This is a genomic window from Sphingobium sp. TKS (assembly GCF_001563265.1).
In the GTDB taxonomy this organism is placed as follows: Bacteria; Pseudomonadota; Alphaproteobacteria; order Sphingomonadales; family Sphingomonadaceae; genus Sphingobium.
This window is the reverse complement of the sequence record NZ_CP005084.1, coordinates 83,550-107,758: the sequence shown is the minus strand read 5'-3', so window position 1 is coordinate 107,758 and position 24,209 is coordinate 83,550. Positions and strand designations below refer to the sequence as shown.

18 protein-coding genes and 2 pseudogenes are annotated in these 24,209 nt (G+C 63.0%); 5 read left to right on the top strand and 15 right to left on the bottom strand.

What is annotated here, in order from left to right:
* The 9 genes from putA to ccoN all read right to left on the bottom strand — a co-directional run bounded on the left by putA (window position 1) and on the right by ccoN (window position 11,404).
* A complete protein-coding gene (gene putA, locus K426_RS21440; protein ID WP_066562255.1) occupies window positions 1-3,603 on the bottom strand; it encodes a trifunctional transcriptional regulator/proline dehydrogenase/L-glutamate gamma-semialdehyde dehydrogenase in 3,603 nt (1,200 codons plus the stop codon).
* Between the two features lie 139 nt (window positions 3,604-3,742).
* The gene (gene ccoS, locus K426_RS21435; RefSeq protein WP_066562254.1) at window positions 3,743-3,883 is read right to left on the bottom strand and encodes a cbb3-type cytochrome oxidase assembly protein CcoS; all 141 of its coding nucleotides are present in this window, start codon (window positions 3,881-3,883) and stop codon (window positions 3,743-3,745) included.
* Window positions 3,880-6,012: a cation-translocating P-type ATPase gene (locus K426_RS21430; protein WP_066562253.1), complete on the bottom strand. Its 2,133-nt coding sequence runs from the start codon at window positions 6,010-6,012 to the stop codon at window positions 3,880-3,882. Before K426_RS21430 ends, ccoS begins: the two co-directional genes overlap by 4 nt.
* Complete coding sequence (locus tag K426_RS21425; protein WP_066562251.1) at window positions 6,012-6,485, bottom strand: FixH family protein; 474 nt, start codon at window positions 6,483-6,485, stop codon at window positions 6,012-6,014. Before K426_RS21425 ends, K426_RS21430 begins: the two co-directional genes overlap by 1 nt.
* A gap of 3 nt (window positions 6,486-6,488) precedes the next feature.
* Entirely contained in the window at window positions 6,489-7,919 is a 1,431-nt protein-coding gene (ccoG, locus tag K426_RS21420) for a cytochrome c oxidase accessory protein CcoG (protein WP_066562250.1), read from the bottom strand.
* 3 nt (window positions 7,920-7,922) lie between these two features.
* Entirely contained in the window at window positions 7,923-8,828 is a 906-nt protein-coding gene (ccoP, locus tag K426_RS21415) for a cytochrome-c oxidase, cbb3-type subunit III (protein WP_066562247.1), read from the bottom strand.
* Window positions 8,821-8,988, bottom strand: coding sequence for a cbb3-type cytochrome c oxidase subunit 3 (locus K426_RS21410; protein WP_066562242.1), 168 nt, complete (start codon window positions 8,986-8,988; stop codon window positions 8,821-8,823). The genes ccoP and K426_RS21410 overlap by 8 nt, the downstream gene beginning before the upstream one ends.
* Window positions 8,985-9,731, bottom strand: coding sequence for a cytochrome-c oxidase, cbb3-type subunit II (ccoO, locus tag K426_RS21405; RefSeq protein WP_066562241.1), 747 nt, complete (start codon window positions 9,729-9,731; stop codon window positions 8,985-8,987). Before ccoO ends, K426_RS21410 begins: the two co-directional genes overlap by 4 nt.
* 14 nt (window positions 9,732-9,745) lie before the next feature.
* Window positions 9,746-11,404, bottom strand: coding sequence for a cytochrome-c oxidase, cbb3-type subunit I (gene ccoN / locus K426_RS21400; RefSeq protein ID WP_066562240.1), 1,659 nt, complete (start codon window positions 11,402-11,404; stop codon window positions 9,746-9,748).
* Between the two features lie 204 nt (window positions 11,405-11,608).
* On the opposite strand from ccoN, the pseudogene K426_RS21395 reads away from it, so the two are divergent.
* Window positions 11,609-11,863: pseudogene (locus tag K426_RS21395) on the top strand (IS110 family transposase); the annotation flags it as partial.
* Window positions 11,864-11,974: 111 nt separating this feature from the next.
* Here K426_RS21395 and K426_RS21390 read toward each other — a convergent pair.
* The 3 genes from K426_RS21390 to K426_RS21380 are packed head-to-tail and all read right to left on the bottom strand — an operon-like array spanning window position 11,975 to window position 15,572.
* On the bottom strand, window positions 11,975-12,979 hold the full coding sequence (locus tag K426_RS21390) for a site-specific integrase (RefSeq protein WP_048574814.1): 1,005 nt from the start codon (window positions 12,977-12,979) through the stop codon (window positions 11,975-11,977).
* Window positions 12,976-14,343, bottom strand: a complete 1,368-nt coding sequence (locus tag K426_RS21385; RefSeq protein ID WP_053085586.1) for a tyrosine-type recombinase/integrase — start codon at window positions 14,341-14,343, stop codon at window positions 12,976-12,978. The genes K426_RS21390 and K426_RS21385 overlap by 4 nt, the downstream gene beginning before the upstream one ends.
* Entirely contained in the window at window positions 14,340-15,572 is a 1,233-nt protein-coding gene (locus tag K426_RS21380; RefSeq protein ID WP_048574961.1) for a site-specific integrase, read from the bottom strand. Before K426_RS21380 ends, K426_RS21385 begins: the two co-directional genes overlap by 4 nt.
* A 139-nt stretch (window positions 15,573-15,711) precedes the next feature.
* Between K426_RS21380 and K426_RS21375 the strand changes: the two are divergent.
* Window positions 15,712-16,494, top strand: a pseudogene (locus tag K426_RS21375) (IS110 family transposase); the annotation flags it as partial.
* Window positions 16,495-16,814: 320 nt separating this feature from the next.
* On the opposite strand, the gene K426_RS21370 reads toward K426_RS21375, so the two are convergent.
* Both K426_RS21370 and K426_RS21365 read right to left on the bottom strand, forming a co-directional pair.
* A complete protein-coding gene (locus tag K426_RS21370) occupies window positions 16,815-17,582 on the bottom strand; it encodes a Crp/Fnr family transcriptional regulator (protein WP_066563725.1) in 768 nt (255 codons plus the stop codon).
* 273 nt (window positions 17,583-17,855) lie between these two features.
* Complete coding sequence (locus K426_RS21365) at window positions 17,856-18,518, bottom strand: OmpW/AlkL family protein (RefSeq protein ID WP_066562235.1); 663 nt, start codon at window positions 18,516-18,518, stop codon at window positions 17,856-17,858.
* Between the two features lie 768 nt (window positions 18,519-19,286).
* Between K426_RS21365 and K426_RS33140 the strand changes: the two genes are divergently transcribed.
* The 3 genes from K426_RS33140 (at window position 19,287) to K426_RS21350 (ending at window position 22,668) form a co-directional block, all read left to right on the top strand.
* Entirely contained in the window at window positions 19,287-19,505 is a 219-nt protein-coding gene (locus K426_RS33140; RefSeq protein ID WP_066563718.1) for a response regulator transcription factor, read from the top strand.
* A 457-nt stretch (window positions 19,506-19,962) separates the two neighbouring features.
* Window positions 19,963-20,637 (top strand): response regulator transcription factor, encoded by a 675-nt coding sequence (locus K426_RS21355; RefSeq protein ID WP_158511759.1) that lies wholly within the window; start codon window positions 19,963-19,965, stop codon window positions 20,635-20,637.
* 18 nt (window positions 20,638-20,655) lie between these two features.
* On the top strand, window positions 20,656-22,668 hold the full coding sequence (locus K426_RS21350; RefSeq protein ID WP_082748974.1) for a glycosyltransferase: 2,013 nt from the start codon (window positions 20,656-20,658) through the stop codon (window positions 22,666-22,668).
* A 113-nt stretch (window positions 22,669-22,781) separates the two neighbouring features.
* On the opposite strand, the gene K426_RS21345 is transcribed toward K426_RS21350, so the two are convergent.
* Complete coding sequence (locus K426_RS21345) at window positions 22,782-24,209, bottom strand: O-antigen ligase family protein (protein ID WP_145907566.1); 1,428 nt, start codon at window positions 24,207-24,209, stop codon at window positions 22,782-22,784.

Sequence of the window (24,209 nt, the reverse complement as noted above, 5' to 3'; positions counted from 1 at the left end):
TCACCCAATCATCATCAGGCTCGCATTACCCCCGGCAGCCGTCGTGTTGATGGAGGTCGACACCTCCTCCAGCAGCCAGTCGAGCGGATACCCCCCATCCGCCCCCGCCGCATGGACGCTGACGACCGGCCCCGGCAAGTCGGCCACTTCCTGAACCACCGCACCAATCCGCCCGGCATCCCCCTCAATCAGCACCGCTCCAAGCGGCCCGTCCGCCTGTGACGCGAAATGCGCCGCAATATGCGCAGGCAACCCCTGCGGCAGCGCCATGTCCCGCAACACCCCGCGATTGCCAGTCGCCAGCATCGCCGCCATCTGCTGCAACAGCCCCTGCCGCGTCGCGGGCCGCATCCCGATCTGCCCACGCGGATGCAGCGCATAGAGGTTGCGCTCCCCCACCGGCCCCGGCAGCGCCATCTCCACCCCTAGCGCCGACGCGTCGCCATAGCGCCGCGCAATGGCCGCGGCCTCCGCTTCACCCTCCGCTGCCAGCCAATCGGCAAAATCGCTGAGCGGCGACCGGAGCGAACCCGCCCGTTCGGCAAAGACCGGGGGCGTGGTCACCAGCCGTCCCAGATAAAGCGGCCCACCCGCCTTGGGCCCGGTACCCGACAGGCCGCGCCCGCCAAAGGGCTGCACCCCGACGATCGCGCCGATGACGTTGCGGTTCACATAGAGATTGCCCGCCTTAACCCGCCCGGTCACCTGCGCGATGGTGTCGTCCAACCGCGTGTGCAGGCCGAAGGTCAAGCCATAGCCGGTCGCATTGATCGCATCGATCAACGCGTTCAACCCGGAGCGGGGAAAGCGTATGACATGCAACACCGGCCCGAAAACCTCGCGCTTGAGTTGCGCTATGTCGTCGATCTCGATGATGGTGGGCGGGACGAAGCTGCCGTGCGCCGCTTGGTCCGGGAGTGTTTGCTGCTCCACGGAGCAGCCCAGAGCGCGCATCGAGGCGATATGCCCCTCGATCCCGGCCTTCGCATCCTCGGTGATGACGGGGCCGATATCGACCGCCAGCCGGTCGGTCCACCCGATGCGCAATTCCCGGAGCGCGCCCTTCAGCATCGCCAGCGTCCGGTCCGCCACATCCTCCTGCAAACAAAGGATGCGCAGCGCCGAACAGCGCTGCCCCGCGCTGTCGAAGGCCGAGGCGATCACATCCGCCACCACCTGTTCGGCCAGCGCGGAGCTGTCGACGATCATCGCATTCTGCCCGCCCGTCTCCGCGATCAGGGGGATGGGCTTGCCCGATGCGGAGAGGCGGGATGCCAGTTGCCGCTGGATCAACCGCGCCACCTCGGTCGATCCGGTGAACAGCACCGCGGCGGTCTGCGGCGCCGCCACCAGCGCCGCGCCGATCTCGCCCGCGCCGGGGATCAGTTGCAGCGCGTCGCCCGGCACGCCCGCCTCATGCAGCAACCGCACCGCCTCTGCCGCGATCAGCGGGGTTTCCTCGGCGGGCTTGGCCAGCACCGGATTGCCCGCGACCAGCGCCGCCACGATCTGCCCGGTGAAGATCGCCAGCGGGAAATTCCAGGGCGAAATGCAGACGACCGGCCCCAAAGCCGCCTGCGCCGGGCCGAAAGCCGCCCGCGCCTGGGCCGCATAATAGCGCAGGAAATCGATCGCCTCCCGCACCTCGGCTATGGCGTTGGGCAGCGACTTGCCCGCCTCCCGCACGATCAGGCCCAGCAGGATCGGCATGCGCGCCTGCATCGCGTCGGCGGCCCGCTCCAATATCACGGCCCGTTCCTCCACCGGCACTTGCGCCCATTCGCTGTCGCCAGCGCGAAGAACCGCATCCCGCGCATAGTCTGCCGACACCTCGAACACCGTGCCCACGACATCGCGCCGGTTGGCTGGGTTAAGCACCAACCGCGCCGTGCCTTCCTCACCCGACGCCGCCGCCGTCCAACCGATTTGCACGCTTTCCTTCAGCGCCTGCGTCACCGCCGCCAGCGCATTCTCATCGCTAAGGTCGATCCCTTCGGAATTGCGCCGGTCGGGATATAGCTCACTGGGCAAGGCAATCTCCGGATGCCGCGTGCCCGGATGCGGCATCGCCCGCACCATCTCGACCGGGTCTGCGATCATCTCCTCCACGGGCACCGCCGGGTCGGCAATGCGGTGCACGAAGGAACTGTTCGCGCCATTTTCCAGCAGGCGCCGCACCAGATAGGCCAGCAGCGTTTCATGCGTGCCGACCGGCGCATAGATGCGGCAGGGGCGGTCGAGATTCCCCTTCCCTACCACCTGCTCATAGAGCGGCTCGCCCATGCCGTGCAGGCACTGAAACTCATAGTCGCCAAGCCTGAAATCCGGCCCGGCCAGATGATGGATAGTCGCCAAAGTCTGCGCATTATGCGTCGCGAACTGGGGGAAGACTTTATCCGTCGCCGCCAGCAGCTTCTTCGCGCAGGCGATATAGGCGACGTCCGTATGCACTTTGCGCGTATAGACCGGGAAATCCGCCAGCCCGTCGACCTGCGCCCGTTTGATCTCCGCGTCCCAATAGGCGCCCTTGACCAGACGCACCATGATCCGCCGCCCGGCCCGCTGCGCCAGATCGACGATCCAGTCGATGACGAAGGGGCAGCGCTTGCCATAGGCCTGCACCACGAAACCAAGGCCGTTCCAGTCCGCAAGGTCAGGGTCCAGCGCCAGGCTCTCCAGCAGGTCGAGCGACAATTCCAGCCGGTCCGCTTCCTCCGCATCGATGTTGAGGCCGATGTCATAGCCCTTGGCCAGCAGCGCCAGTTCCTTCACGCGGGGCAGCAATTCCCCCATGACCCGTTCCGCCTGGGCGCGGCTATAGCGCGGATGCAGCGCCGACAGCTTGATCGAGATACCTGGCCCCGCATAGACGCCGCGCCCGTCCGACGCCCTGCCGATGGCGTGGATCGCTTGGGCGTAATCGGCCAGATAGCGCGCCGCATCGGCCGCCGTCGCCGCCGCCTCGCCCAGCATGTCATAACTGTATTGGAAGCCCTTCGCCTCCTGTACCCGTGCGCGCTTCAGCGCCTCGGCAATCGTCTCGCCGGTCACGAACTGCTCGCCCATCATCCGCATGGCGAGGTCCACGCCTCGCCGGATAACCGGCTCGCCCACACGCGCCACCAGCCGGGTCAGCGCCGCGCCGAGGCTCCGGTCATCCACGCTGCCGACCAGCTTCCCCGTAACCACCAGTCCCCAGGTCGCCGCATTGACGAACAGCGACTTGCCGCCGCCCAGATGCCCACCCCAGTCGCCGTGAGCGATCTTGTCGCGGATTAGCGCATCACGGGTCGCATCGTCGGGAATGCGCAGCAGCGCTTCAGCGAGACACATCAGCGCCACCCCCTCCTGACTGGAGAGCGAATATTCCTGCACCAGCGCCTCGACTCCGCTGCCATTGCGGTTGGCGCGCAGCGTCGTCACCAGCCTGCGCGCCGTTTCCCGGGCCGCCTGCCGCATGGCGTCTGGCAGCGCGGCGGCTTCGAGCAGGGGCGCCATGCACCGCGCCTCATCGCGACGATAGGCAGCGGTGATGGCGTGGCGGAGCGGCGACTGTACGCGAATGGCGGGGGCGAAATCAGCGAAGGGGGGCGGGTTCGTCATGCGTGCCATGATAGAGAAATCATGGCACGCAGACCGACTTATGAATAGCGGATAGTCAGGAAATATGCCTTATTATTGGCGATTTTCTGGCGAAATATCCTGTATATCATGGATAAATCGGACGAAAAGACGCCCGCCCTCAATCCTCGTCGATCAGGATGCGCACCGCCGCGCCATCGGTGTCGTCGAACTGGCCATTGCCCAGCGCCCAGAAAAAGGCCGCCAGACCCAGCAACCCCAGGCCAAGCGCGATCGGGATGAGCAGGCTGAGACCGATCATTTCACGACTCCTTTCAAACGCAGGGCGTTGGCGATGACGATCAGCGAAGATGTCGACATGACGACCGCCGCAACCAGCGGCGTCACCTTGCCCGCTATGGCCAGCGGCACCGCCAGCACATTATAGCCGATCGCCAGCGCGAAATTCTGCTTCACCACGGCGACCGTCCGCCGCGCCACATGCACAGTGAGCGCCACGGGCGCCAGCCTGTCGCCCAGGAACACGGCATCGGCGGTGAGTTGGCTCGCGTCGCTGGCGGAGGCGGGCGCCATGCTGGCATGGCCCGCAGCCAGCGCCGGGCCGTCATTCAGCCCGTCCCCGATCATCAGCACCTTTTCCCCCTTGCCCTTCAGCCGGCCGATCAGCGCCAGCTTGTCGGCTGGGCGCAGATGGCCGATGGCGGTGGTGCGGGTTTCGCGGGCGATCTCCTCCAGCGCGTCGGGGCGGTCGCCGCTGGCGATCAGCACATTCATCCCCATGCCGCGCAGGGCGTCCAGCGTATCCGCCGCGTCGGGCCGCAGGGCATCGGTGAAGCTCAGCAGCATGGCCTGATCGCCGCGCCGATATTCTGCCGCCAGCCCGAACAGGTTGATAAGGCTACGCGGACGCGCGAGGGAAACGGATACCCCTTCATAGTCCGCGAAAACCCCCTCTCCGGCGACTTCGCGGATCTGGTCGAGCGCGGCGGGCGTCACGCCCTTCGCCTCCAGCGCCTGCCGCAGCGCGACACTCAGCGGATGGCGCGAGGCCCGTGACAGCGACAACAAAATCGAGCGGTCGTCGCTCCACAAGCGGCGCAGCCCCTGCGGCACGGGACGGCCCAGGGTCAGCGTGCCGGTCTTGTCGAACACCGCTTCGCTGACCTCCGCCAGCCGTTCCAGCGCCGACCCGTCCTTGACCAGCACGCCCCGCCGCATCAGCGCGCCACAGGCGACGATCTGCGCCGCCGGCACCGCCAGTCCCAGCGCGCAAGGGCAAGTGATCAGCAGCACGGCGACCGCGATCAGCAGCGACTGATGCACGCCCGCTCCGGCGATCATCCACCCCGCAAAGGACAATGCCGCCAGCAGATGGACGCAGGGCGCATAGAGCCGCGCCGCCCGGTCCGCGAGGCGGACATAGCGCGACTTGCCCTGCCCCGCCTCCTCCATCAGCCGGGCGATGTCGGCAATGACGGTATCGGGGCCCGCCGCCGTCACTGCCACCCGGATCGGCCCTTCGATGTTGAGTGCACCCGCCTGCACGCTGTCTCCGGGACGCACGCGCACCGGGGCGCTTTCTCCGGTCAGAAAGGCGATGTCGAGGCCGCTTTCACCCTCCACCACGCGCCCATCGGCAGCCAGCCTTTCGCCCGCCGCCACCAATATCGTCATGCCCGCCCGCAGAGCGTCGGCGCGGGTCCAGCGGCTGCTCCCATCCGCCGCCAGCACCAGCGCGCCGGGCGCGGTCTGCTTGAGCAGCGCCGCCACCCCCGCTCGCGCCCGCCCACGCATCATGCTGTCGAGCGAACGTCCTGCCAGCAGGAAGAACAGCAGCATCACCGCCCCGTCGAACCAGGCATGGGCGCCGCCGGTCACGGTTTCATACAGGCTCATGCCGGTCGTCAGCAGCACGCCGATGCTGATCGGCACGTCCATGTTCGTCCGCCCCTGCCGCAGCGCCGCCCAGGCCGAACGGAAAAAGGGCTGGCCCGCATAGGCGACGGTCGGCAGGGCGATCAGCGCAGAGAGCCAGTGGAACATCTCCCGCGTCGCGCCCGCCGCCCCCGACCAGACCGACACTGACAGCAGCATGATGTTCATCGCCGCGAAGCCCGCGACCACCAGCGCGCGCGTCAGCCGCCTGCTTTCGGCTGCCGCGATATCCAGGCCCGCATCGGCCAGCGGCTCCGCCTCGAACCCCAAAGCGGCGATGGCAGCGCGCAGATCGGGCGGTGTCAGGGCCGGATCGTGCCGGATCGCGACCCGCTTCGCGCCCATATTGACCCGCGCCGACACTATGCCGGGCTGGCGAGGAAGCCCCTCCTCGATCTTGGCGATGCAGCCGACGCAATGGATGCCGGGGACGGCGAACAGGCTTTCTGCTGTCTCCTCCGTTACGGGATCGGGGATCAGCGCTTTCGTGGCCATCAGTCGACCTCCCTCAACAGATGTTCCTCGCGCCCGGTCAGGCGCAGATCGAAGCGGATTTGCCAGCGGCCCAGGGGCAAGGCGCGGTCGCTGGCGTAGACGCCCGGCGCCATTTCGTGGAACGCCAGCGACAGGTCGGGCGCCCGCCCCAGCGGATGCTGCGCGACCGCCATCACGCCGCCGCCCGCCACCGGCGCGCCCTTTGCGTCGGTCAGGGTCAGGCGGACATGCCGCGCTGCATCCATTGTTACCTTATCCTGCCATCCCAGCCGCCGCTGTGCGCGGGCTTCTGCCAGCCAGCCATTGAATTTCTGGCTGGCGACATAGCTGTTTTCGACCACGGTGCCGCCGAAGGACCGCACCGCGATGGTCGCCATCAGCATGTTGACCGCGATCACCACGGCGAAGAACGCGACCAGGATCGCGGTCATGTGCCAGCCGGTGAAGCGGCGGATGGGGGATGGAGGGGTCATGCTTCATGGCCTTTCAAATCGGGCGGGTTCGCTGGCGCTGCCGCCTTCACGATCCATGGCGCGCGCGGTGAAGCGGAAATCCTGCCGCGCCGGACCGCCGGACGGCAGCGTCAAGAAGAGGCGCAGTTTCGCCACGCTGTCGGCGGGCACGGTCGTGCGTACCGTTGTCGCAGCGGTCTCCCGCGATCCCGCATCGGTCCAAATCCTGCCGCCGGACAGGCCGCTGAGGCCGACCTCCATCTGGCGGGGCCGCGCCTCCATATTGCGCAGCTTGACCGTATAGGCGTTGCGGATCGCGCCGTCGGACAGGCGCACAAAGATCGGGTTGCGGTCCTGCTGCGCGCTGATTTCCAGCCGCTCGCGCGCGCCGAGCGCGAACAGCATCGCCGCGCCGATCCCCGCCCAGACCGCGAAATAGGCGATGGTGCGGGGGCGCAGCAGCGTCCTCAACACCGGGCGCGGCGCCGCGCCTTTCTGCTCCGCTTCCGCATCGTCCTGCGTGCAATAGTCGATCAGGCCACGTGGCCGCCCGACCTGCGCCATCACCTTGTCGCAGGCGTCGATGCAGAGCGCGCAGGTGATGCAGCCGATCTGCGGCCCTTCACGAATATCGATGCCGGTCGGGCAGACCGCGACGCACTGGTTGCAGTCGATGCAGTCCCCATAATCCCGCGGATGCGCTTGCGCCTTCTTCAGGCTGCCGCGCTTCTCGCCGCGCCAGTTCTTGTAGGTGACGACCAGCGATTTCTCGTCCAGCATCGCCGTCTGTATGCGCGGCCAGGGGCACATATAGATGCACACCTGTTCGCGCATGAACCCGCCCAGCACGAAGGTCGTGGCGGTCAGCACGAAAGTCGTCGCATAGGCGACCGGCGCGGCGGTCCCGCTCCAGAACTCCCGTTGCAGCGTCGGAGCGTCCGCGAAATAGAATATCCATGCGCCACCGGTTATGAAAGCGATCCCCAGCCAGATCGTCCATTTGAACATTCGCCGGGCGATCTTGGCCGGATCCCAGGGAGCCTTGGCGAGCTTCAACTGCGTATTGCGGTCGCCATCGACGAAGCGTTCGACATGCTGATAGAGATCGGTCCACACGGTTTGCGGACAGGCATAGCCGCACCAGGCCCGCCCCACCGCCGAGGTGACGAGGAACAGCCCGATCCCCGCCATGATCAGCAGGCCCGCGACATAATAGAATTCCTGCGGCCAGATCTCGATCGCGAACATGTAGAAGCGGCGATGGGCAAGGTCGACCAGCACCGCCTGATCGGGCGCATAAGACCCCCGGTCCCAGCGCAGCCAGGGCGTGCCCCAATAGATGGCCAGCGTCACCGCCATGATCGCCCATTTCAGGCGGCGGTAGAAGCCGTCCACCGCCTTGGGATAGACGCCCTTGCGCTTTTCATAGAGCGACGCCGAACCGGACATCAGCATGGCTTAGCGGCCCGCCCCCGCTGCTGCCGGGGCGGTGGCCTCACCGCCGCCCAGGCTGTGCACATAGGCCGCCAGCATGCGAATGGTCGCCTTGTCCAGCTTGTCGTCCCAGCGCGGCATCACGCCATGGCGGCTGTTCCAGACGGTTTCACGGATCGTCCCTGCATCGCCTCCATAGAGCCAGATGGCATCGGTCAGATTGGGCGCGCCCAGGCTCCGGCTGCCCTTGCCCGCCGGGCCGTGGCAGACCGCGCAATTGTCGACAAAGACCTTGTCCCCCCGCCGCGATGCCGCACTTGGCCGGTCCTGCCCGCTGATCGTGCGGACATGCGCCACCACATCGTCGACCTGCGCCGCCGTCAGCAACTGATCCTTGCCGAAGGCGGGCATCAGCGACTGGCGCGTGGCATCATGGTTCGGGTTGCGGATGCCGTCGGTGACGGTCTTCTCGATCGTCGCCAGATCGCCGCCCCACAGCCAGTCGTCGTCATTGAGGTTGGGATAGCCCTTCGACCCTGCCGCGCCCGATCCATGGCACTGGACGCAATGGACGCGGAAGGCCGCCCGGCCACCCTCGACCGCCGCCTGCATCAGTTGCGGCTTGCCCGGCAGGGCGGTGATCGGCGTCTGAGCGATCGCCAGCCGGATCGGTGCGATCTGCCTTTCCCGCGCCGCCAGTTCCTTGTCCAGCGCGCCCCGGCTCGACCAGCCGAGCATGCCGCCGGTCGCCCGGTCGATCATCGGCCAGGCCGGATAGGCGATGGTATAACCCAGTGCGAACAGGATCGTCGCGTAGAAGGTCCAGAGCCACCAGCGCGGCAGCGGCGTGTCCAGTTCCTGGATGCCGTCCCATTCATGATGCTTGATCTCCGTCCCGGTGGCGGGATCGATGCGCTTTTCGTCAGCCATGGTCGGCCTCCGTTTGGTCTTCGAAGATGGCGAGCGCGGCTTCCGCGCTGCGCTGTCGCCCATGGGGCAGGAAGTGCCAGCCGATGAGGGTCACATAGACCAGCCCCATGAACACCAGCCCCCAGCTATCGGCAAAATGCCGCAAGGCGTCGTAGCTCATCTCTCGACCTCTTGCGGTTTCGCGCTGTCCACATCGACCAGCGTGCCCAGCATCTGGAGATAGGCGACCAGCGCATCCATCTCGGTCAGCTTGGCCGGATCGCCGTCGAAATCGCGGGCCTGCGCTTTGGGATAGCGCTTGACGAGGTCGCTGCTGTCCGCATCGGGATCGGCCTGGGCTTTCAGGTCGTCATTGGCCCTGGCGATGTCGTCCTTGCTGTAAGGAACGCCGACATCGTTGAGCGCGGTCAGATCCTTGCGCATGTCGGGCAGCTTCAGCTCGCGCTCGGCCAGGAAGGCATAGCCCGGCATGATCGATTCCGGCACCACGGCGCGCGGGTCTTTCAGATGCTGGACATGCCATTCATCCGAATATCTGCCGCCCACGCGGGCGAGGTCCGGGCCCGTGCGCTTCGATCCCCACTGGAAGGGATGATCGTACATGCTTTCGGCGGCGAGGCTATAATGGCCGTAGCGTTCCGTCTCGTCCCGGAAAGGACGGATCATCTGGCTATGACAATTATAGCAGCCCTCGCGGATGTAGATATTCCGTCCCGCCAGTTCCAACGGCGTATAGGGACGAACGCCCTCCACCTTCTCGATCGTATTGTCGATCCAGAAGAGCGGCGCGATCTCCACTATGCCGCCGATGGCGACGGCGATCAGCGATGCGATGCCCAGCAGGGAGACGTTCCGCTCCAGCCTGCCATGGTCGAAGAACTTGCCCTTGGTCTTGCTTGCCATGTCCGAATACTCCTTCAGGCAGGCTGGGTGACGAGCGGCCGGTCGGCGTCGGCGTCATAGGCGGCGTCGTTCATCGGCTTTTCCTCGCGCAGCGGGCTGCCCGCGATGGTCTTGCCGATGTTCCAGGCCATGATGATCGCGCCGCTCAGGTACATGAGGCCACCCGCCGCCCGGATCAGGTACATGGGGAACATGGCGCTCACCACTTCGGAGAAGGCGTAGACGAGGTAGCCGTCGCTGCCATATTCGCGCCACATCAGCCCCTGCATGATGCCCGCGACCCACATCGACGCGGCGTAGAGAACGATCCCCAGCGTCGCCAGCCAGAAGTGCCAGTTCACCAGGCGAAGACTGTACAGCCGCTCGCGCTTCCACAGTCGTGGCGTCAGATAATAGAGGCAAGCGAAAGTGATGAGGCCGTTCCACCCCAGCGCGCCACTATGCACATGGCCGATGGTCCAGTCGGTATAATGGCTGAGACTGTTGACCGCCTTCACCGACATCATCGGACCTTCGAAGGTGCTCATGCCGTAAAAGGCCAGCGCCATCACCATCATACGGATGATCGGATCGGTGCGGATGCGGTCCCAGGCGCCGTTCAGCGTCATCAACCCGTTGATCATCCCGCCCCAGCTTGGCATCCACAACATGACCGAGAAGACCATACCCAAAGTCTGCGCCCAGTCGGGCAGCGCGGTATAGTGGAGATGGTGCGGCCCCGCCCAGATATAGAGGAAGATCAGCGACCAGAAATGGATGATCGACAGGCGATAGCTATAGACCGGCCGCTCCGCCTGCTTGGGCACGAAATAATACATCATGGCCAGGAAGCCCGCGGTCAGGAAGAAACCGACCGCATTATGCCCGTACCACCACTGCGTCAGCGCATCCTGCACGCCCGCGAAGGCGCTGTAGCTCTTGGAACCGAGCAGGCTGACCGGCATGGAAAGATTGTTGACGATGTGCAGCATCGCGATCGTCAGGATGAAACTCAGGTAAAACCAGTTCGCCACATAGATATGCGGTTCGCTGCGGCGCAGGATGGTGCCGCCGAACACGACCAGATAGGCGACCCAGACGATGGTCAGCCACAGGTCGACATACCATTCCGGCTCGGCATATTCCTTGCCCTCGGTAATGCCCAGCAGATAGCCGGTCGCCGCGAGCACGATGAAAAGCTGATAGCCCCAGAAGACGAACCGCGCCAGCGCCGGAAAGGCCAAGCGCGCCCGGCAGGTCCGCTGCACGACATAAAAGCTGGTGGCGATCAGCGCATTGCCGCCAAAGGCGAAGATCACGGCGGAGGTATGCAACGGCCGCAGCCGCCCGAAGCTGGTATATTCAAGCCCCAGGTTCAGCGCCGGAAAGGCAAGTTGAAGCGCGATGTACAGCCCCGCGAGAAAGCCCGCCAAGCCCCAGAAGACGGTCGCGATCACGCCCCAGCGGATCGGATCGTCATCATATTTCCCCTGGCTTTCGGGCATCTTCAGCAGCCCGCGCGTGATCGCCTCATAATCGGCATGCCGCATCGTCAGCACCGCCACGGCCAGCGCGGCGGCGCACACGATCCCCATATGCACGGCAAAGCCGAAGTCCGCCGCCGCCAGCGCCGCCAGAAAGGCCAGCGTCGCGAGCGCGAACCAGCCGCCCGTCTTCCAAACCAGTTGCTCCATAGCCAACTCGCTTTTTAAATGATTTCCCCGTCAAAGGCTTTGCGGCGTCCTTCGCTGCGGAACCGCCCTTCTGCATTGACCTCTGTCAAAGCCGGCGTCGTAGGTATGTAGGGGAATGTCCGTATCGGGTGATGGGGTGGACGCCCCCGGACGGCATCGATGTGCCAAAGTGGAGGTGTTGAACACCACTTGAGGGAGGCGTCCATGTTGGAGGTTAGCACGATCGGTCTCGATATCGCGAAGAATGTTTTCCATGCGCATGGCGTGGATGAACGTGGGCGGGCGCTATTCAGCCGAAAGATCAGCCGGACAAAGCTGCTGGATTTCTTTGCAGGGCAGCCGCGATGCGTTGTTGCGCTGGAGGCTTGTGGCGGCGCGCACCATTGGGCACGCGAGCTCAGGGATATGGGCCATGATGTTCGCCTGATCCCGCCAGCCTATGTGAAGCCGTTCGTCAAGTAATGGATAGGTGAGCATTACTTCACTAATCATCAGGTTCTCAAAATGCGAAGGAACGTGGACAGATCGGCCGATTATCGGCGTTTCTGCCCAACACTCCTTCGCATTATTTTACAGCGTATCAAGCCAGGCGAGCAGGCTCGTATCGCGTTTCCAGGATGGTGAACGCCCCGTCGCCGACGGCACGGCGACCTGCTCCAGCGCCTTCCGCTTCGTTTCCAGATTGGCCTTGGCATAGTGATTGGTGGTGTCGAGACTCACATGTCCAAGCCAACTGCGGATGACCGTGATGTCCACGCCCGCCGATACAAGGTGGACGGCGGTCGCGTGGCGGAAGCTGTGAGGCGTTACGTGCTTTGTTTGAAGCGACGGCATGGTTTCAGCCGCCGCCTTCACATAGGCGGCAAGCTTGAACCGGACGCCCGAAGCGCTGAGCGGCTCGCCGTAGCGGTTAACGAACAGCCGCTGGTCTGGTGCTCGCGGCTGCCGGTCAAGCAGCCTTTCCAGCAACAGTACGGTTTCCGGCCAAAGCGGGCAGATGCGCTCTTTTCGGCCCTTGCCCATAAGTCGGACGCAACTGGGACTATCGAACCGGATCGCTTCGGGGCACACATCGAGCGCTTCCTGTATTCGCGCGCCGCTGTTGTAGAGGAACGAGAGCAACGCATGGTCGCGCATGCCTTTTAGGGTCGATTGGTCTGGCTGGGCAAGGATCGCCGCCACTTCCGGCGGATCCAGATAGCAGGGTTCCGATACCGGCGCCCGCTTGATCGGGATGTTGAGGATTTCGACGCATTGCGCGATCGATGCGGGATCCCTGGTAGCCACGAAGTTGAAGAAGCTGCGGATTGCAGCAAGCCGGCAGTTGCGGGTACCGATCGTACCACCGCGCTCGTGCTCGGCGTGCCTCAGGAACGCCGTGACCTGCGCGGCAGTCAGATCGGCCAGCGAGATCATCGCAACCTTCTTTTCCGCGCGATCAGCGACGAACCGGAGGAAGAGCCGCCAAGTGTCGCGGTAGGAACGGACCGTGTTGACCGACGCATTGCGCTGCTCAACGAGCCATTCGTAGAAGAATGCGCGCATCAGTTCCGGGAATGGATTGGTCCTGCTCATGGCCGCACCTCCCGTTCAGGATTGAGGCATGGCGCGCCCAGGGCCCTGAAGCGTTCGTTCGCGAGATGCAGCAGATCCTGCGTAACGGTGATGTAGACCAGCGTGGAGTTGATATCTCGATGTCCGAGGTAGGTCGCGAGGAACGGCAGCCGATCCTGCGGGTTGATCCCCAGACGGTACCATTCAAGGATGCGGTTCACGACCATCGAGTGCCGAAGATCATGAACGCGAGGTCCGTCGTGCCCCTGCAATGGCTTCAACCCGGCGCGACGTATGACGTCTGTAAGCACCCAGGTTATCATTTCGGGCGTGTAGCGGGACCTACCCTGGACGTGCCAGAACAGGGCGGAGTGCGGATCCTGCGATGCACCAGCCCGACGTCGGGCTGCGATGTAGGTCCGCAACTCGTTCATCACACTGTCGGGGAGCGGCAGGATTCGGGTCTTGAAGAACTTGGTCTGCCGAACCGTGATGGTGCCGTCTCGGGGATTAACGTCACCAAGATCCAGCCGGGCCAGTTCTCCGCGTCGCAGACCCGCACAGTAGGCCAGCAACAGCATGGTGTAGATGCACAATGGTCGAAGGGTTGCGCGTGGCGAGGGATACGAACGGGCAATGTCGAGCATTCGCCGAACGTCACCAGGAGAGTAAATATGGGGCTGGCGCCACTGCTTGCGCACCTCTTTCCGGGGTCGCGGATCCGGCCGACGCCGAGGAACTGACGGGTCGCGGCGCCGTAGGATTTTTGCGAAGATACGTTCGAGGTTTTCGCGTTCATATGCATGGTTGCGGGTGCCCTTTGTGGCCGCCCATTGATCGATCATAACGCTCAGCGGCTCGGTTTCCAGTTGCGGATTCAACTGTAGGAACCGGTCGAACTGCAAGAACCGCTCGGGTTGCGAAGTATATTTGTACCCCCTGCGCCGCATCATCGCGACATGTTCGGCCATGGCCTCGCCCAGCACGCTGCCGAACGGTTTGGGCTTGCGCAGTCTGGCAAGAGCCTGTTCTGGATCACGCGATATCAGCGCGCGCCAGATCGGCATGCACTGCTTGATATGACATGCCTCGCGTAGAGCTTTGACCGGGTGGTGATCGATCCCCCCGGTTGCGAGCAGATGATCGAGGAACCGGTCGATGATTCGGGTGCGATGCAGAAGGGTAGATGTCGCCCAGCGAGTGGCTAATTCGCGCAACCAGGCCTGCAGGGCTTGCTGATCGAGCGCTCCATGCCGTTCGACAATATCCTGGAAGCTATGCAGGACCTGTTGATAGCAGACGCGGCTTTTGGGATTGCGCAGATCAAGGCTTGAGACAAAGCGGCCAATGCACGCGCGATCGGAATCGGGCCAACGGGAGGTCATGCCAGCACCTCCGGTCCCGGCACATCCAGAGCGATGGCTCTCAGATCCTCCGTGGCGAGCTTGAGATAGGGCGCCGTCGATCCAACGGAGCGATGTCCCAACAGATCACCGATTACCTTTTTCGACACTGCGGCGCGCAGCAACTCGGTCGCACGAGCGTGACGGAAGATGTGAGGCCCGCTCCTGCCTGAGGGTTTGACGCCGGCATCCCGGAGCCGCTGCCGAATCAGGCTGTATATCTTCTCAAGCTTGCAATAGGGCGCGCGCGTTCGGATGAAGAGTTCCCTGGCATCAGTGGCGGGCCGACCAGACCGCAGATAGGCGAGGATCGCTTCGCCAACCGGTCCCATCAATGGCAGGAACGTGTAGGCTTGCGTTTTATTGTGGCGGACGCGGATGACTTCGGCCCGCCAGTCTATGTCTTCGATCCGCATGTTGCGGACTTCGCTTGCGCGAAGGCCATAGGTGGCGAGGACCTGTAATATCGCGTGGTCACGCAAACCGGCAGCCGTCTTGTCCTTGCTCACACTTGCCAGAACCGCGGCGATCTGGTCGCGCTCCAAAATCGACGGCACCCCTTCGTAAGCGTAGAGCCGCGGCGCGATGATATGCGGTGTCAGGTCTTCCGCAACGCGGGCCGTCCAATGCAGGTAACGCAGCAACGAGCGCAGCCGCTCGGCTGTGGATTTCAGAGAACTGCGCGTCAGTTTCGAACCGCGCAAGTCCATGTAGCTGTCAATTTCACCCACGGTCACTGCCTCGAGGCCATCGGCCCCGCACCGGTTGAGTTGCCAGGCAAGGAAGTAGCGCGCTTCCCACAGGAACGCGTCGATGCTGGCCTGGGCAAGGCCACGCTCCTCACGAAGCCAGGTTTCATATTCATTGCAGATCGTAATCCGCAGCGCATCGGCGTCGCATGTTACTTTTTCAGAGGGTGGCCACTGACCCTGCCCAAGCCGTAGCAACGCGTGAATTGCAGATCGCGGAACTGCGTGCCAGCGCTCGCTGGGATGCCTGCCACGACGTTTCCGGAATAACGCGATCGCATAATCCAGATATCGCTCAACTTGCGCCTCAGTCACGTCCGTGACACAGATTCCTCGATGCTGGAGATAGTCGAGAAACTCCTGCGCATAGGTACAGTGATTTCGGATTACCGTCGGATTGTAACGCTGGTTTGTCAGTATGGCTCTGAGCTCGGTGAGCAGCTCATGCTCGGATTGCAACATCAATTCCTCCTCTGCTGGTCAAACGACCGCAGAGGTTCGCAGCAAAATAATGCGGAGCAAATTGCCGATCCAAGCCAGAAATGCGCGGATTTCCTACACCGAGCCCGCATTCCTTCGCATTTTGAGAACCTGATGATTAGTGAAACGTCACAAGAATGATGCCATTGATGCCGAGGCGATCTGCGAGGCGGCGCAGCGCCCGAATATGCGGTTCGTGGCCATCAAGGGGGAGGAGCAGCAGGCTTCGGGCATGATTTTCCGGACCCGCGATCTGCTGGTGCGTCAGCGGACCCAGTTGATCAATGCGATCCGCGGCCATCTGACCGAATATGGCTGGGTGGCGCCGAAAGGCCCCTCGCATGTGGCGATGCTGGGCGATCTGCTTGAAGATGAGATGGCGGCGTCAGTCCCGGAATCGGCCAGGGCCATGTTCCGACTGATGCTGAGCTTGCTGGAGGAACAGGACGGCAAGATCCAGGACCTCGACAAGGAAATAGCCCGCCGGGCCCGTGAAGATGCCGTTGCCCGACGACTCATGACGATCCCCGGCGTGGGACCAATCACTGCCACGGCGATCGCGGCACTGGCGCCCCCGGCGGAAACCTTCGCGAAGGGGCGAGACTTTGCGGCATGGCTTGGCCTGGCGCCGTTACAACGATCGACCGGCGGCAAGCAGAAGCTGGGTGCCATCTCGAAAATGGGCGAGCGTACGCTCAGACGCCTGCTGATCATCGGCAGCAGCGCCGTCGTCCTGCAGGCAAGCAAGCGGGGTGCACCGAAGGGATCATGGCTGGAGCAGATGCTTGGCCGGAAGCCGCGCATGCTGGTGACGGTGGCGCTCGCCAACAAGACGGCACGGATCGTCTGGGCGCTGCTCACCAGGCAAGAGGATTACAAGGCTCCGGTCGCGGCCATGGCGTAAGCCCAGGCGGACCAGAGGTCGTCGGAGGCGTAGGCGGTCGAAGGAGGGTATGGCACAACAGTCGGCGAGACGGGGCCGGAAGAACCAGAGCAAACCACCGTGCCAGCGAGCACGTTTCGGGTGATATGGTTCCGGTCCGCGAACTCCCATACGGGCCCGCAGCCCCCGACGCTGCATCAGAGGCCGGACAGATGGCAGCATCCGACTACGTGCCAAATCTCCAAATTACCCCTTGCACCTCTCGGGGCGTCCACAGATGGTTTGCGGACATCATCTCCGTCATCCCAGCGAATATCTGGTATCGGCCAAAAACCGTCCCTTCACTCCCCCTCGGCCATGCCTTCCAGCCGATCGGCATCGACGATGCGCACCCCGCGCCGTCCGGCCAGCACAATCACACCCAACCGCTTCAAATCGCTGATCTGGCGGGAAACCGTCTCGATGGTCAGCCCCAGCACATCGGCTATCTGCTGCCGCGACAGGGGCAGTTCGATCACACCCTCCCGGTCCGCCCGCAGCCGCCGGTGCATATCGAGCAGCAAGGTCGCCACCTTCTCCCGCGCATTCTTCCGCCCCAGCAGCAGCATCCACGCCCGGGTCCGGTCGAGATCGTCCAGCGTCCGCTGCAACAACCGATGCTCCAGCGCCGGATGTTCGCGCGCGAAGCCGTCGAAGGCGCCCCTCGGATAGAGGCACAGCCGCGCATCGGTCAGCGCCGTGACGCTATGCGGCGTCCGCGCACCGAAGGGGCGACCAATGAAATCCGAGGCATAGACGACGCCGACGATCTGCTCCCGCCCGTCGCCGGTGGAGGTGGACAGCTTCAGCGTCCCCTCGATCACATTGGCGACCAGCGTGGAGCTGTCGCCTTCCCACATCACGGTCTGTCCGGCCTGCAACGATACCCGCCGCCCGATCCGGTTCAGCGCGACGCGCTGCTGTTCGTCAAGATCGGCGCAGATCGCCTGATCGCGCACCTCGCAGCGGTCGCAATATTGCCCGCTACAGCCCTTGGACGCCGGCGCCGCCGCCATGACGAACGCCGCATCGCTCTGCGCCTTTTGCGCCAGATCAAATCGCATATCCATGCGCCGATCCATGCCGCGACAGCACGATGCGACCTATCCGTAATTGTCCCTATGGGCGGCGCACCCAAGCGGAATCATGGCAGATTTGGTGGAGAGCGTACGTTCTGTTTCGCGCTGATTTCCTTGCAGTACACCGTGCTCCTGCGAAGGCATGAGCCCAGTTCCTACGGTGCGATGATCCACAAACGGCGGAACTGGGTTCCTGCCTTCGCAGGAACACAGATGCCCTCAATGGCAGCTCTTGGCCAATTCCGACCGTCAGCCGACACCACGTCAGAACTTCATCCCAACACCCACGCCGAAGACGAAGGGATCAAGCTCCAGCTTCACCCTCTGCACTCCCGCAGCGGCGGTAGACAGCCGCGCGGTGGTGTCGATGTCGATATATTTGACGTCGAGATTGAGGAACATCCGCTCGTTCAGGTCGATATCGACACCAACCTGCCCTGCCCAGCCGAAGCTGTCGGACATATGCACCTTGGTCGCGCCCACCGCGCCTTCCAGCGCGTTCGACGCCTTCTCATTATAGAATAGCGTATAATTCACCCCCGCCCCGACATAGGGCCGGATCTTCCCTTCGGGCAGGAAATGATATTGCGCCGTCAGCGTCGGCGGCAGCACCCAGGTGGAAGCGAGCCTGCCGATGCTTCCGGTCGTGCCGGTCCGCCCGCTCGCGCTGTGCTTGGTGGTCGCGGCGATCAGTTCGAAGCCGATATGGTCGGTCGCCATATAGGTGACGTCCACTTCCGGCATCACGCTGTTGTCGACCTTCACCTTCTCGCCCGGAAAGGCGGGCAGCACGCTCCCGCTCTTCTCGTTGGGCGCGACCATGATGCCGCGCAACCGCACCAGCACATCGCCCTGCGCCGCCTGGGCAGGCGCAGCCAGAATAGCGCAACCGGCAGCCGCGCCCAGCAGGATCGTCTTGATGGTCATGTCCTTGAAACTCCATCCCTGTTGTCAGTGCCGCTCTCCTGCCGCACCGCAGCGAGGCCGGCATTGATCCTGCGCAACCGGCAATTTGACCTGCCTCAATGCCGCAGGCCCGCTCCCCATATGATCAAGCGCAACATGTGGATCTATCATTGGTAGGGATATTTTCGAGCTCAGGGCAACTCGCCGAACTCTCGTGATCCAGCCTATCATCAAGGGATTAATCGAAGTTGTGACGAAGATGGATTTGGGCTCGGCTCATCTTAGACTGAAGGGGCTAGACGCTGCTGAAATCACGATTTTTGTCGCGATTACATTCCACAGCTTTGCCGACAGGAATGCCAATTACTGGCGCTTCGTGATTCTAAGCTGACTCCCGCTCTATGCTCGCGTTTATTGGGCGACGACAGATAGAGGCCGACGATATCGTGGACCTTATCGACGAACAGCGGGTCGCTCGACATCCAGCGCCATGACGCCCCGGTTTTGCCGATATAACGCAGTGCATAGAATAACTCGCGAAGGCTGTGTCTCCGCTGGCCGGCGTCCGCCCGTTGCAGCAGCGGGTAGGGCGAGCAAGACTTGCGTCAAGTGTTCATGACAAGTCTTTGAATCTTATCGATTCTCAAGTCCATGACAATCTCTAGCCGAATAGTTCAATCCATCGCCTTTTCTTTATATCTTTTGGCCATAGCTAAAGTGATAAACAAAATGCGCCAATGGCAATTTGCGGAGACTAATGCATACTATGAAGAGTTAGAGGAGATTATCATGTATCGCTTCGCAACGGAGACAGTCCAACTAACTGATCGCGAGACAGAAGTTCTGGGCTTCATCGCCTTGGGTCTCTCGGCCAAGGAAGTGGCCCTGAAATTGTCAATTTCGCCCTGCACGGTTGAACGGCACATCGAGAATGCGCGACTTAAGACTCGGACGCGCAACCGCACGCACATGATAGCCTACACGCTACGTCGCGGGATGCTGCCGTAGGTCCGCACGTCCGTGCCTGTCTTAAGAAGGTGCTCAGTGGGCGCCGGGGGCGCAACAGCGCGCTCCAGAGTGCCGGTGAAGGGACTTGTGCTTGACGGTCACGCATTCGGTTACCGTCGGCTGCCGGCCGATTATCCCGCAATCGCGGTGACAATATTTGTCCGAGTGGGACCATGTCCCCTCTGACAATAACGACTTGCACGACGCCCATTGCTCGCAACATCCCGAACCCGGGTGGAGAAGCGACGTCCATGTGCTGCGCAAGATCGACCTTTGACCGAAGGTCCGATGGCAGTGACGAGTCGCCTATATCTCTTCGCTTATACCTTTCTAGATAGAATGGGTTAGATTGGGGAGTAGATTAACCAGACTACGCCCCTAGTTAAAACTTGCTACTCTAGCCGTCATCTTCTTGTCACAATTGTTAATGGACCAGGGGGCTGCCGGACGGCACACCATGACCGAAACTCGCTCGATCGCTGTCGTTGCTGAACGACATATTTTTTATAATGCCGGTCTGGCAGCGATGCTCCGGCGAGAAGTCGGATTCGCCAAGGTCATTCGCGTTCACGACTATGGCAGCCTCGCTAAAATATTGTCTACCGAATTTTCAGTTGATTTCCTTGCTCTCGACTTCGACTTGCCTGGATCTTCGGGACTGGCGACGATACGCGAACTTCACGAGAAGCAGCCCGCAATGCGCATGGCGGTCTTTTCCGACCGCACGGATCTGCGCGAGGTGCTGTCCATTATTTCCGCCGGCGCACACGGCTTTATCCCCAAGCAGATCGGGAACGGCGCGGAACTGCTCAAAGCGCTGCAAACCGTGGAAGAGGATGGCATCTTTGTTCCAGCCGAACTGCTTGAGCGCCAGCGCCCGCAGGGCGACGAGAACGAGGACGAGGAGACCATCAACCTCGAGGCGCTTTCCGGGCTGACGGATCGGGAGCAGCAGGTGATCAGACTCCTCTTGGCAGGTCATACCAACAAGGTCATCGCGCGCGAACTTGGGATTTCGCCTAGCACCGTCAAGGTGCATGTTCATGCCGCATTCCGCACGCTTGGGGTCCACAGCCGGCTCGCCGCCCTGGCAGCGCTGCGCGTGACTCGGCGCACGGGAACCGAAGCCTGATCGACAGGACTCTCCGCCATGCTGTTCCTTCGAACGCACGAAGCGGCCAATTGGAGCGGCATCCAACCCGCTCTCCCGCCCTGCCCAGCAGAGCCATCGCCGGTTCGTCCACTCAACATCGTCCACGTCATCACCCGTCTTGTGCTTGGTGGTGCGGAGGAGAATACGGTCGCAACCTGCCTCCATCAGGCGGAATGCGGCCACCGGGTGACGTTGATCCACGGCCCTGGCGCCAACCCGATCTGGGCCAAGCGCATCGGTGACCGTATCCGGCTTATCAATATGGACAGCCTCATCCACCCCATAAACCCTCTTGCAGACTTCGTGGCAGTACGCGACTTGCGCCAGCTCTACCGACAACTTCAGCCGGACATTGTTCACACGCACGAGAGCAAGGCGGGGATCGTCGGCAGGGTGGCCGCCGCCGCTGCCCGAGTGCCGCTGATTGTGCACACCATCCACATCGCCCCATTTGTCGCGGTGAGCGGTGGGCAGCGCCTGCTCTATGTCGATGCGGAGCGGGCCTGCGCGCGGTTCACCCACCTGCTGATCGCCGTCAGTCGCGGGATGCAGCAGGCTTATCTCGATGCGGGCATCGGCGGGAGTGTGCCAATTCAGGTAATCCACAGCGGAATGCCGCTCGATCGCTTTATTTCCGCAGTCCCTCCTTCCGACTGGCGAAGCCGCATCGGCGGCTGGAATGGAAAGGAACGGCCCCGCTTCATTCTCAAGATAGCCGCGTTTGAGGAACGGAAGCGCCAACTGCCATTGCTTCGCGCAATGGCGGAAGGGCTCCGCGAGCGTAGTGATGCATGTCTGCTTTTTGCCGGCGATGGGCCGGAACGCCTTCGGTGCGAGGAGGAGGCTCATATTCTCGGCATTGCGGACAAGGTCCGTTTCCTCGGCCACGATCCGGCGCCGTGGGAACTGATCGCGCTCACCGACCTGTGCGTGCATTCGGCCGAGCGGGAGGGGCTGCCGCGCACGGCAGTCCAGGCGATCGCCGGGGGCAAGCCGCTGGTGGTAGCGCGGCTGCCGGGGATCGAGGAAATCGTCGCAGACAATATCAACGGGATCATCACCGACGCCGATGACCTCACCATGACTGCGGCACAGATATTCGCCCTGTTGGACTCGCCTGACCGCCTTGCCCGACTGCAGGACGGCGCCCGATCAACGGATGTTTCGTCCTGGCGCGAGGAAAGGATGGGAGAACGGATCGACCGCGCCTATGCCAGTGCGCTGACGGGCAATGTTGCACAGCAGCTGCCGATCACGACGATCGAGTTCCTCGGACTTCCGGGGTCTGGCAAGACGACGGTCGCGCGTAAACTCCTCGGTCTCTTGCGCGAGCAGCGGGCGCCGGTGCGCTTTAGCCGCGATGCGATGGGCGATGAATTGTCCTTCCTGCGCAGGTCGCTGAGACGCCTCGCCCTGCTCGCCCCGGTCTTTTTTAGCAGCCCCCGCGCAATCTTCTTCGCGTCGCGCGGACTTACCCCGCATAAGCGGGGCGGCAAGGATGCAGCGAAGACCCGTTGGAACTTCCTGTCGGTGCTGGCAATGCATTTGCGACAAGGCCATAACGGCCTGCTGATTGCCGATCAGGGTTTGGCGCAGGCGATCTGGACCGCACGCATCCATCACGGGCACGATGCCGCCCCCGCCAAACCGGTGTTCGATCGGCTGGACGGCTGGATCGGCGAAACCCTCTTCATCCACGTCGAGGCTCCTACCGCCGTCGCACGGCAACGGCTTGCGCAGCGACGGCGGCACACATCGCGGTTCCAGAGCGCGGAATCCATCGCGGACATCTCTCTCTGGGCGCGGGGCGAAGAGGCCATCGAGCATATTGCCGATGAGATCGAAGGAGAACTCAAGCGCCGACACCTTACGGGCCGGCTGCTTCGTATTCCGAGCGACGGCGGCGACACTCCGCTGGACCGCGCCAAACATATCAGTGACCATCTCTCCCAGCTCGAGCGCGACGGTCGCAATGGGGTGAGATCAGGAAGCATGATTCGACTGGATTGAGTCGCATCACGCTCCCTCAGTCTTTTGTTTTCCGTATTTTGCGAGCCGTCAGCTCTTCCCCCAGACTTCAAAAATGCTCGAGCTCATCCCGACCCAGGCTCCTGGAGCGTTTCTCAGACCGGCTGGGCAGCATCCTGCAGGTTCGAACCGGGGCGTCTCGCGCGGGGTGCCCATCCCGAGGTCGACGGCTGACCAACCGGGCGCTTGACCAAATTCAAGGGCGGTCGCGCGACCGAGTTCAGGGGCGGCGCGGTAAAATAAGCGCCAAGATACATGATCCAGAACAGGAACGCCGTCGTCGGCGAGAAGGAATCGCTGAGCTGGTTCCCAATCAGGTAAAAGATTGCGCCCAGATACATGCCAGCCACGATTGTGTCCGATTCCCGATCGACCTGCCCCTTGGGCAAGGTGGCAAGGAGGAAATTGGCGCCGCGGCTGACGGCGCTCAGCACCAGTGCGACCGCTGCCGCCAGGCCAAAAACGCCCATTCCACGGAAATAGTCGAGAAACATATTATGCGAATGAGCGTAACGGTACACCCGCGTCCCCGCGCCCTCCCCGAGCAGGGGATGGTCGAGGCCGATCTGGATCGACTCCTTCCATACCATGTCGCGCGTCTGCATGCTGGGAAATTCCCACAGGCCATAGGTCAAAATGCTGTTCACCCGCCTGAAGAAATCCGGACTGGCCCAGCTCAGCACCCACAGGGTCGCGGGCACAGCGAACGCGATCCCGCACAGAATGACAGACAGCTTGAATAGCGTCTTGTCCAGGCTGCCGCTGCGACTGCCATGGTAGAGCCACGTCAGCGCCGCCGAGACGAAACCGAGTGCCAGTGCGGTCTTGGTGCCGCTCATGAAGATCGCGGTCGCCAGGACCAGGAGCATGATCGTGCACAATAGGCGAGACATGGCTGTCCGGGCATTCAGCAGCAGCGCGATGGACAGCGGCCAGACTGCCATGACCGCGACACCCAACTGGTTTGGCTTCTCGAAAAAGGCGAGGAAGCGATAATCGCGCATGACGATCGAACGGCCCCAGCCGGTCTGCGACAGCCCGATGGCGATGCCGAAGACCAGCACTCCCGAAAACAGCAGCGCGAAAACCATTCGTCGCTGCAAGTGGGACGGCATACGGGAAAACAGGATCAGCGCGCAGATCGCATAGGTCATCGGCAGAATAACCCGAAAGGCGCGTAGCGGCACTGGCGAAACCAACATGGACATGAAGGCCATCATCATGACCACGCAGACGCAAAGCGCTTCCAGCCACAGGCCGCGGCCATACCGGCCGTGCAATGCCCGCCGGAAACTTCCCGGCCAGGCAGGCTGCGTCAAAGCCCAGAACGCAAGAATGAACGGCATTGCAAAGGCAAAAGACAATTCGCCGGTCATCAGCGGCCGGGGAATCCAGAACGGCAGGAGTACCGCCACCGCGACCAGGACGCTAAAGCCGCTCCCTGCCTGTGCTGGCGGGTTTGCAAGAATGGGCGCCGAAATCTGCGGCGATCGCAACGACACGCGCCTTGCACCTGGCGACAT

Coding starts and splice junctions, on each gene's coding strand:
- putA (WP_066562255.1), bottom strand. CDS start 3,603: ATGACGAACCCGCCCCCCTTCGCTGATTTCGCCCCCGCCATTCGCGTA.
- ccoS (WP_066562254.1), bottom strand. CDS start 3,883: ATGATCGGTCTCAGCCTGCTCATCCCGATCGCGCTTGGCCTGGGGTTG.
- K426_RS21430 (WP_066562253.1), bottom strand. CDS start 6,012: ATGGCCACGAAAGCGCTGATCCCCGATCCCGTAACGGAGGAGACAGCA.
- K426_RS21425 (WP_066562251.1), bottom strand. CDS start 6,485: ATGACCCCTCCATCCCCCATCCGCCGCTTCACCGGCTGGCACATGACC.
- ccoG (WP_066562250.1), bottom strand. CDS start 7,919: ATGCTGATGTCCGGTTCGGCGTCGCTCTATGAAAAGCGCAAGGGCGTC.
- ccoP (WP_066562247.1), bottom strand. CDS start 8,828: ATGGCTGACGAAAAGCGCATCGATCCCGCCACCGGGACGGAGATCAAG.
- K426_RS21410 (WP_066562242.1), bottom strand. CDS start 8,988: ATGAGCTACGACGCCTTGCGGCATTTTGCCGATAGCTGGGGGCTGGTG.
- ccoO (WP_066562241.1), bottom strand. CDS start 9,731: ATGGCAAGCAAGACCAAGGGCAAGTTCTTCGACCATGGCAGGCTGGAG.
- ccoN (WP_066562240.1), bottom strand. CDS start 11,404: ATGGAGCAACTGGTTTGGAAGACGGGCGGCTGGTTCGCGCTCGCGACG.
- K426_RS21390 (WP_048574814.1), bottom strand. CDS start 12,979: ATGAGCAGGACCAATCCATTCCCGGAACTGATGCGCGCATTCTTCTAC.
- K426_RS21385 (WP_053085586.1), bottom strand. CDS start 14,343: ATGACCTCCCGTTGGCCCGATTCCGATCGCGCGTGCATTGGCCGCTTT.
- K426_RS21380 (WP_048574961.1), bottom strand. CDS start 15,572: ATGTTGCAATCCGAGCATGAGCTGCTCACCGAGCTCAGAGCCATACTG.
- K426_RS21370 (WP_066563725.1), bottom strand. CDS start 17,582: ATGGATATGCGATTTGATCTGGCGCAAAAGGCGCAGAGCGATGCGGCG.
- K426_RS21365 (WP_066562235.1), bottom strand. CDS start 18,518: ATGACCATCAAGACGATCCTGCTGGGCGCGGCTGCCGGTTGCGCTATT.
- K426_RS33140 (WP_066563718.1), top strand. CDS start 19,287: ATGTATCGCTTCGCAACGGAGACAGTCCAACTAACTGATCGCGAGACA.
- K426_RS21355 (WP_158511759.1), top strand. CDS start 19,963: ATGACCGAAACTCGCTCGATCGCTGTCGTTGCTGAACGACATATTTTT.
- K426_RS21350 (WP_082748974.1), top strand. CDS start 20,656: ATGCTGTTCCTTCGAACGCACGAAGCGGCCAATTGGAGCGGCATCCAA.
- K426_RS21345 (WP_145907566.1), bottom strand. CDS start 24,209: ATGTCGCCAGGTGCAAGGCGCGTGTCGTTGCGATCGCCGCAGATTTCG.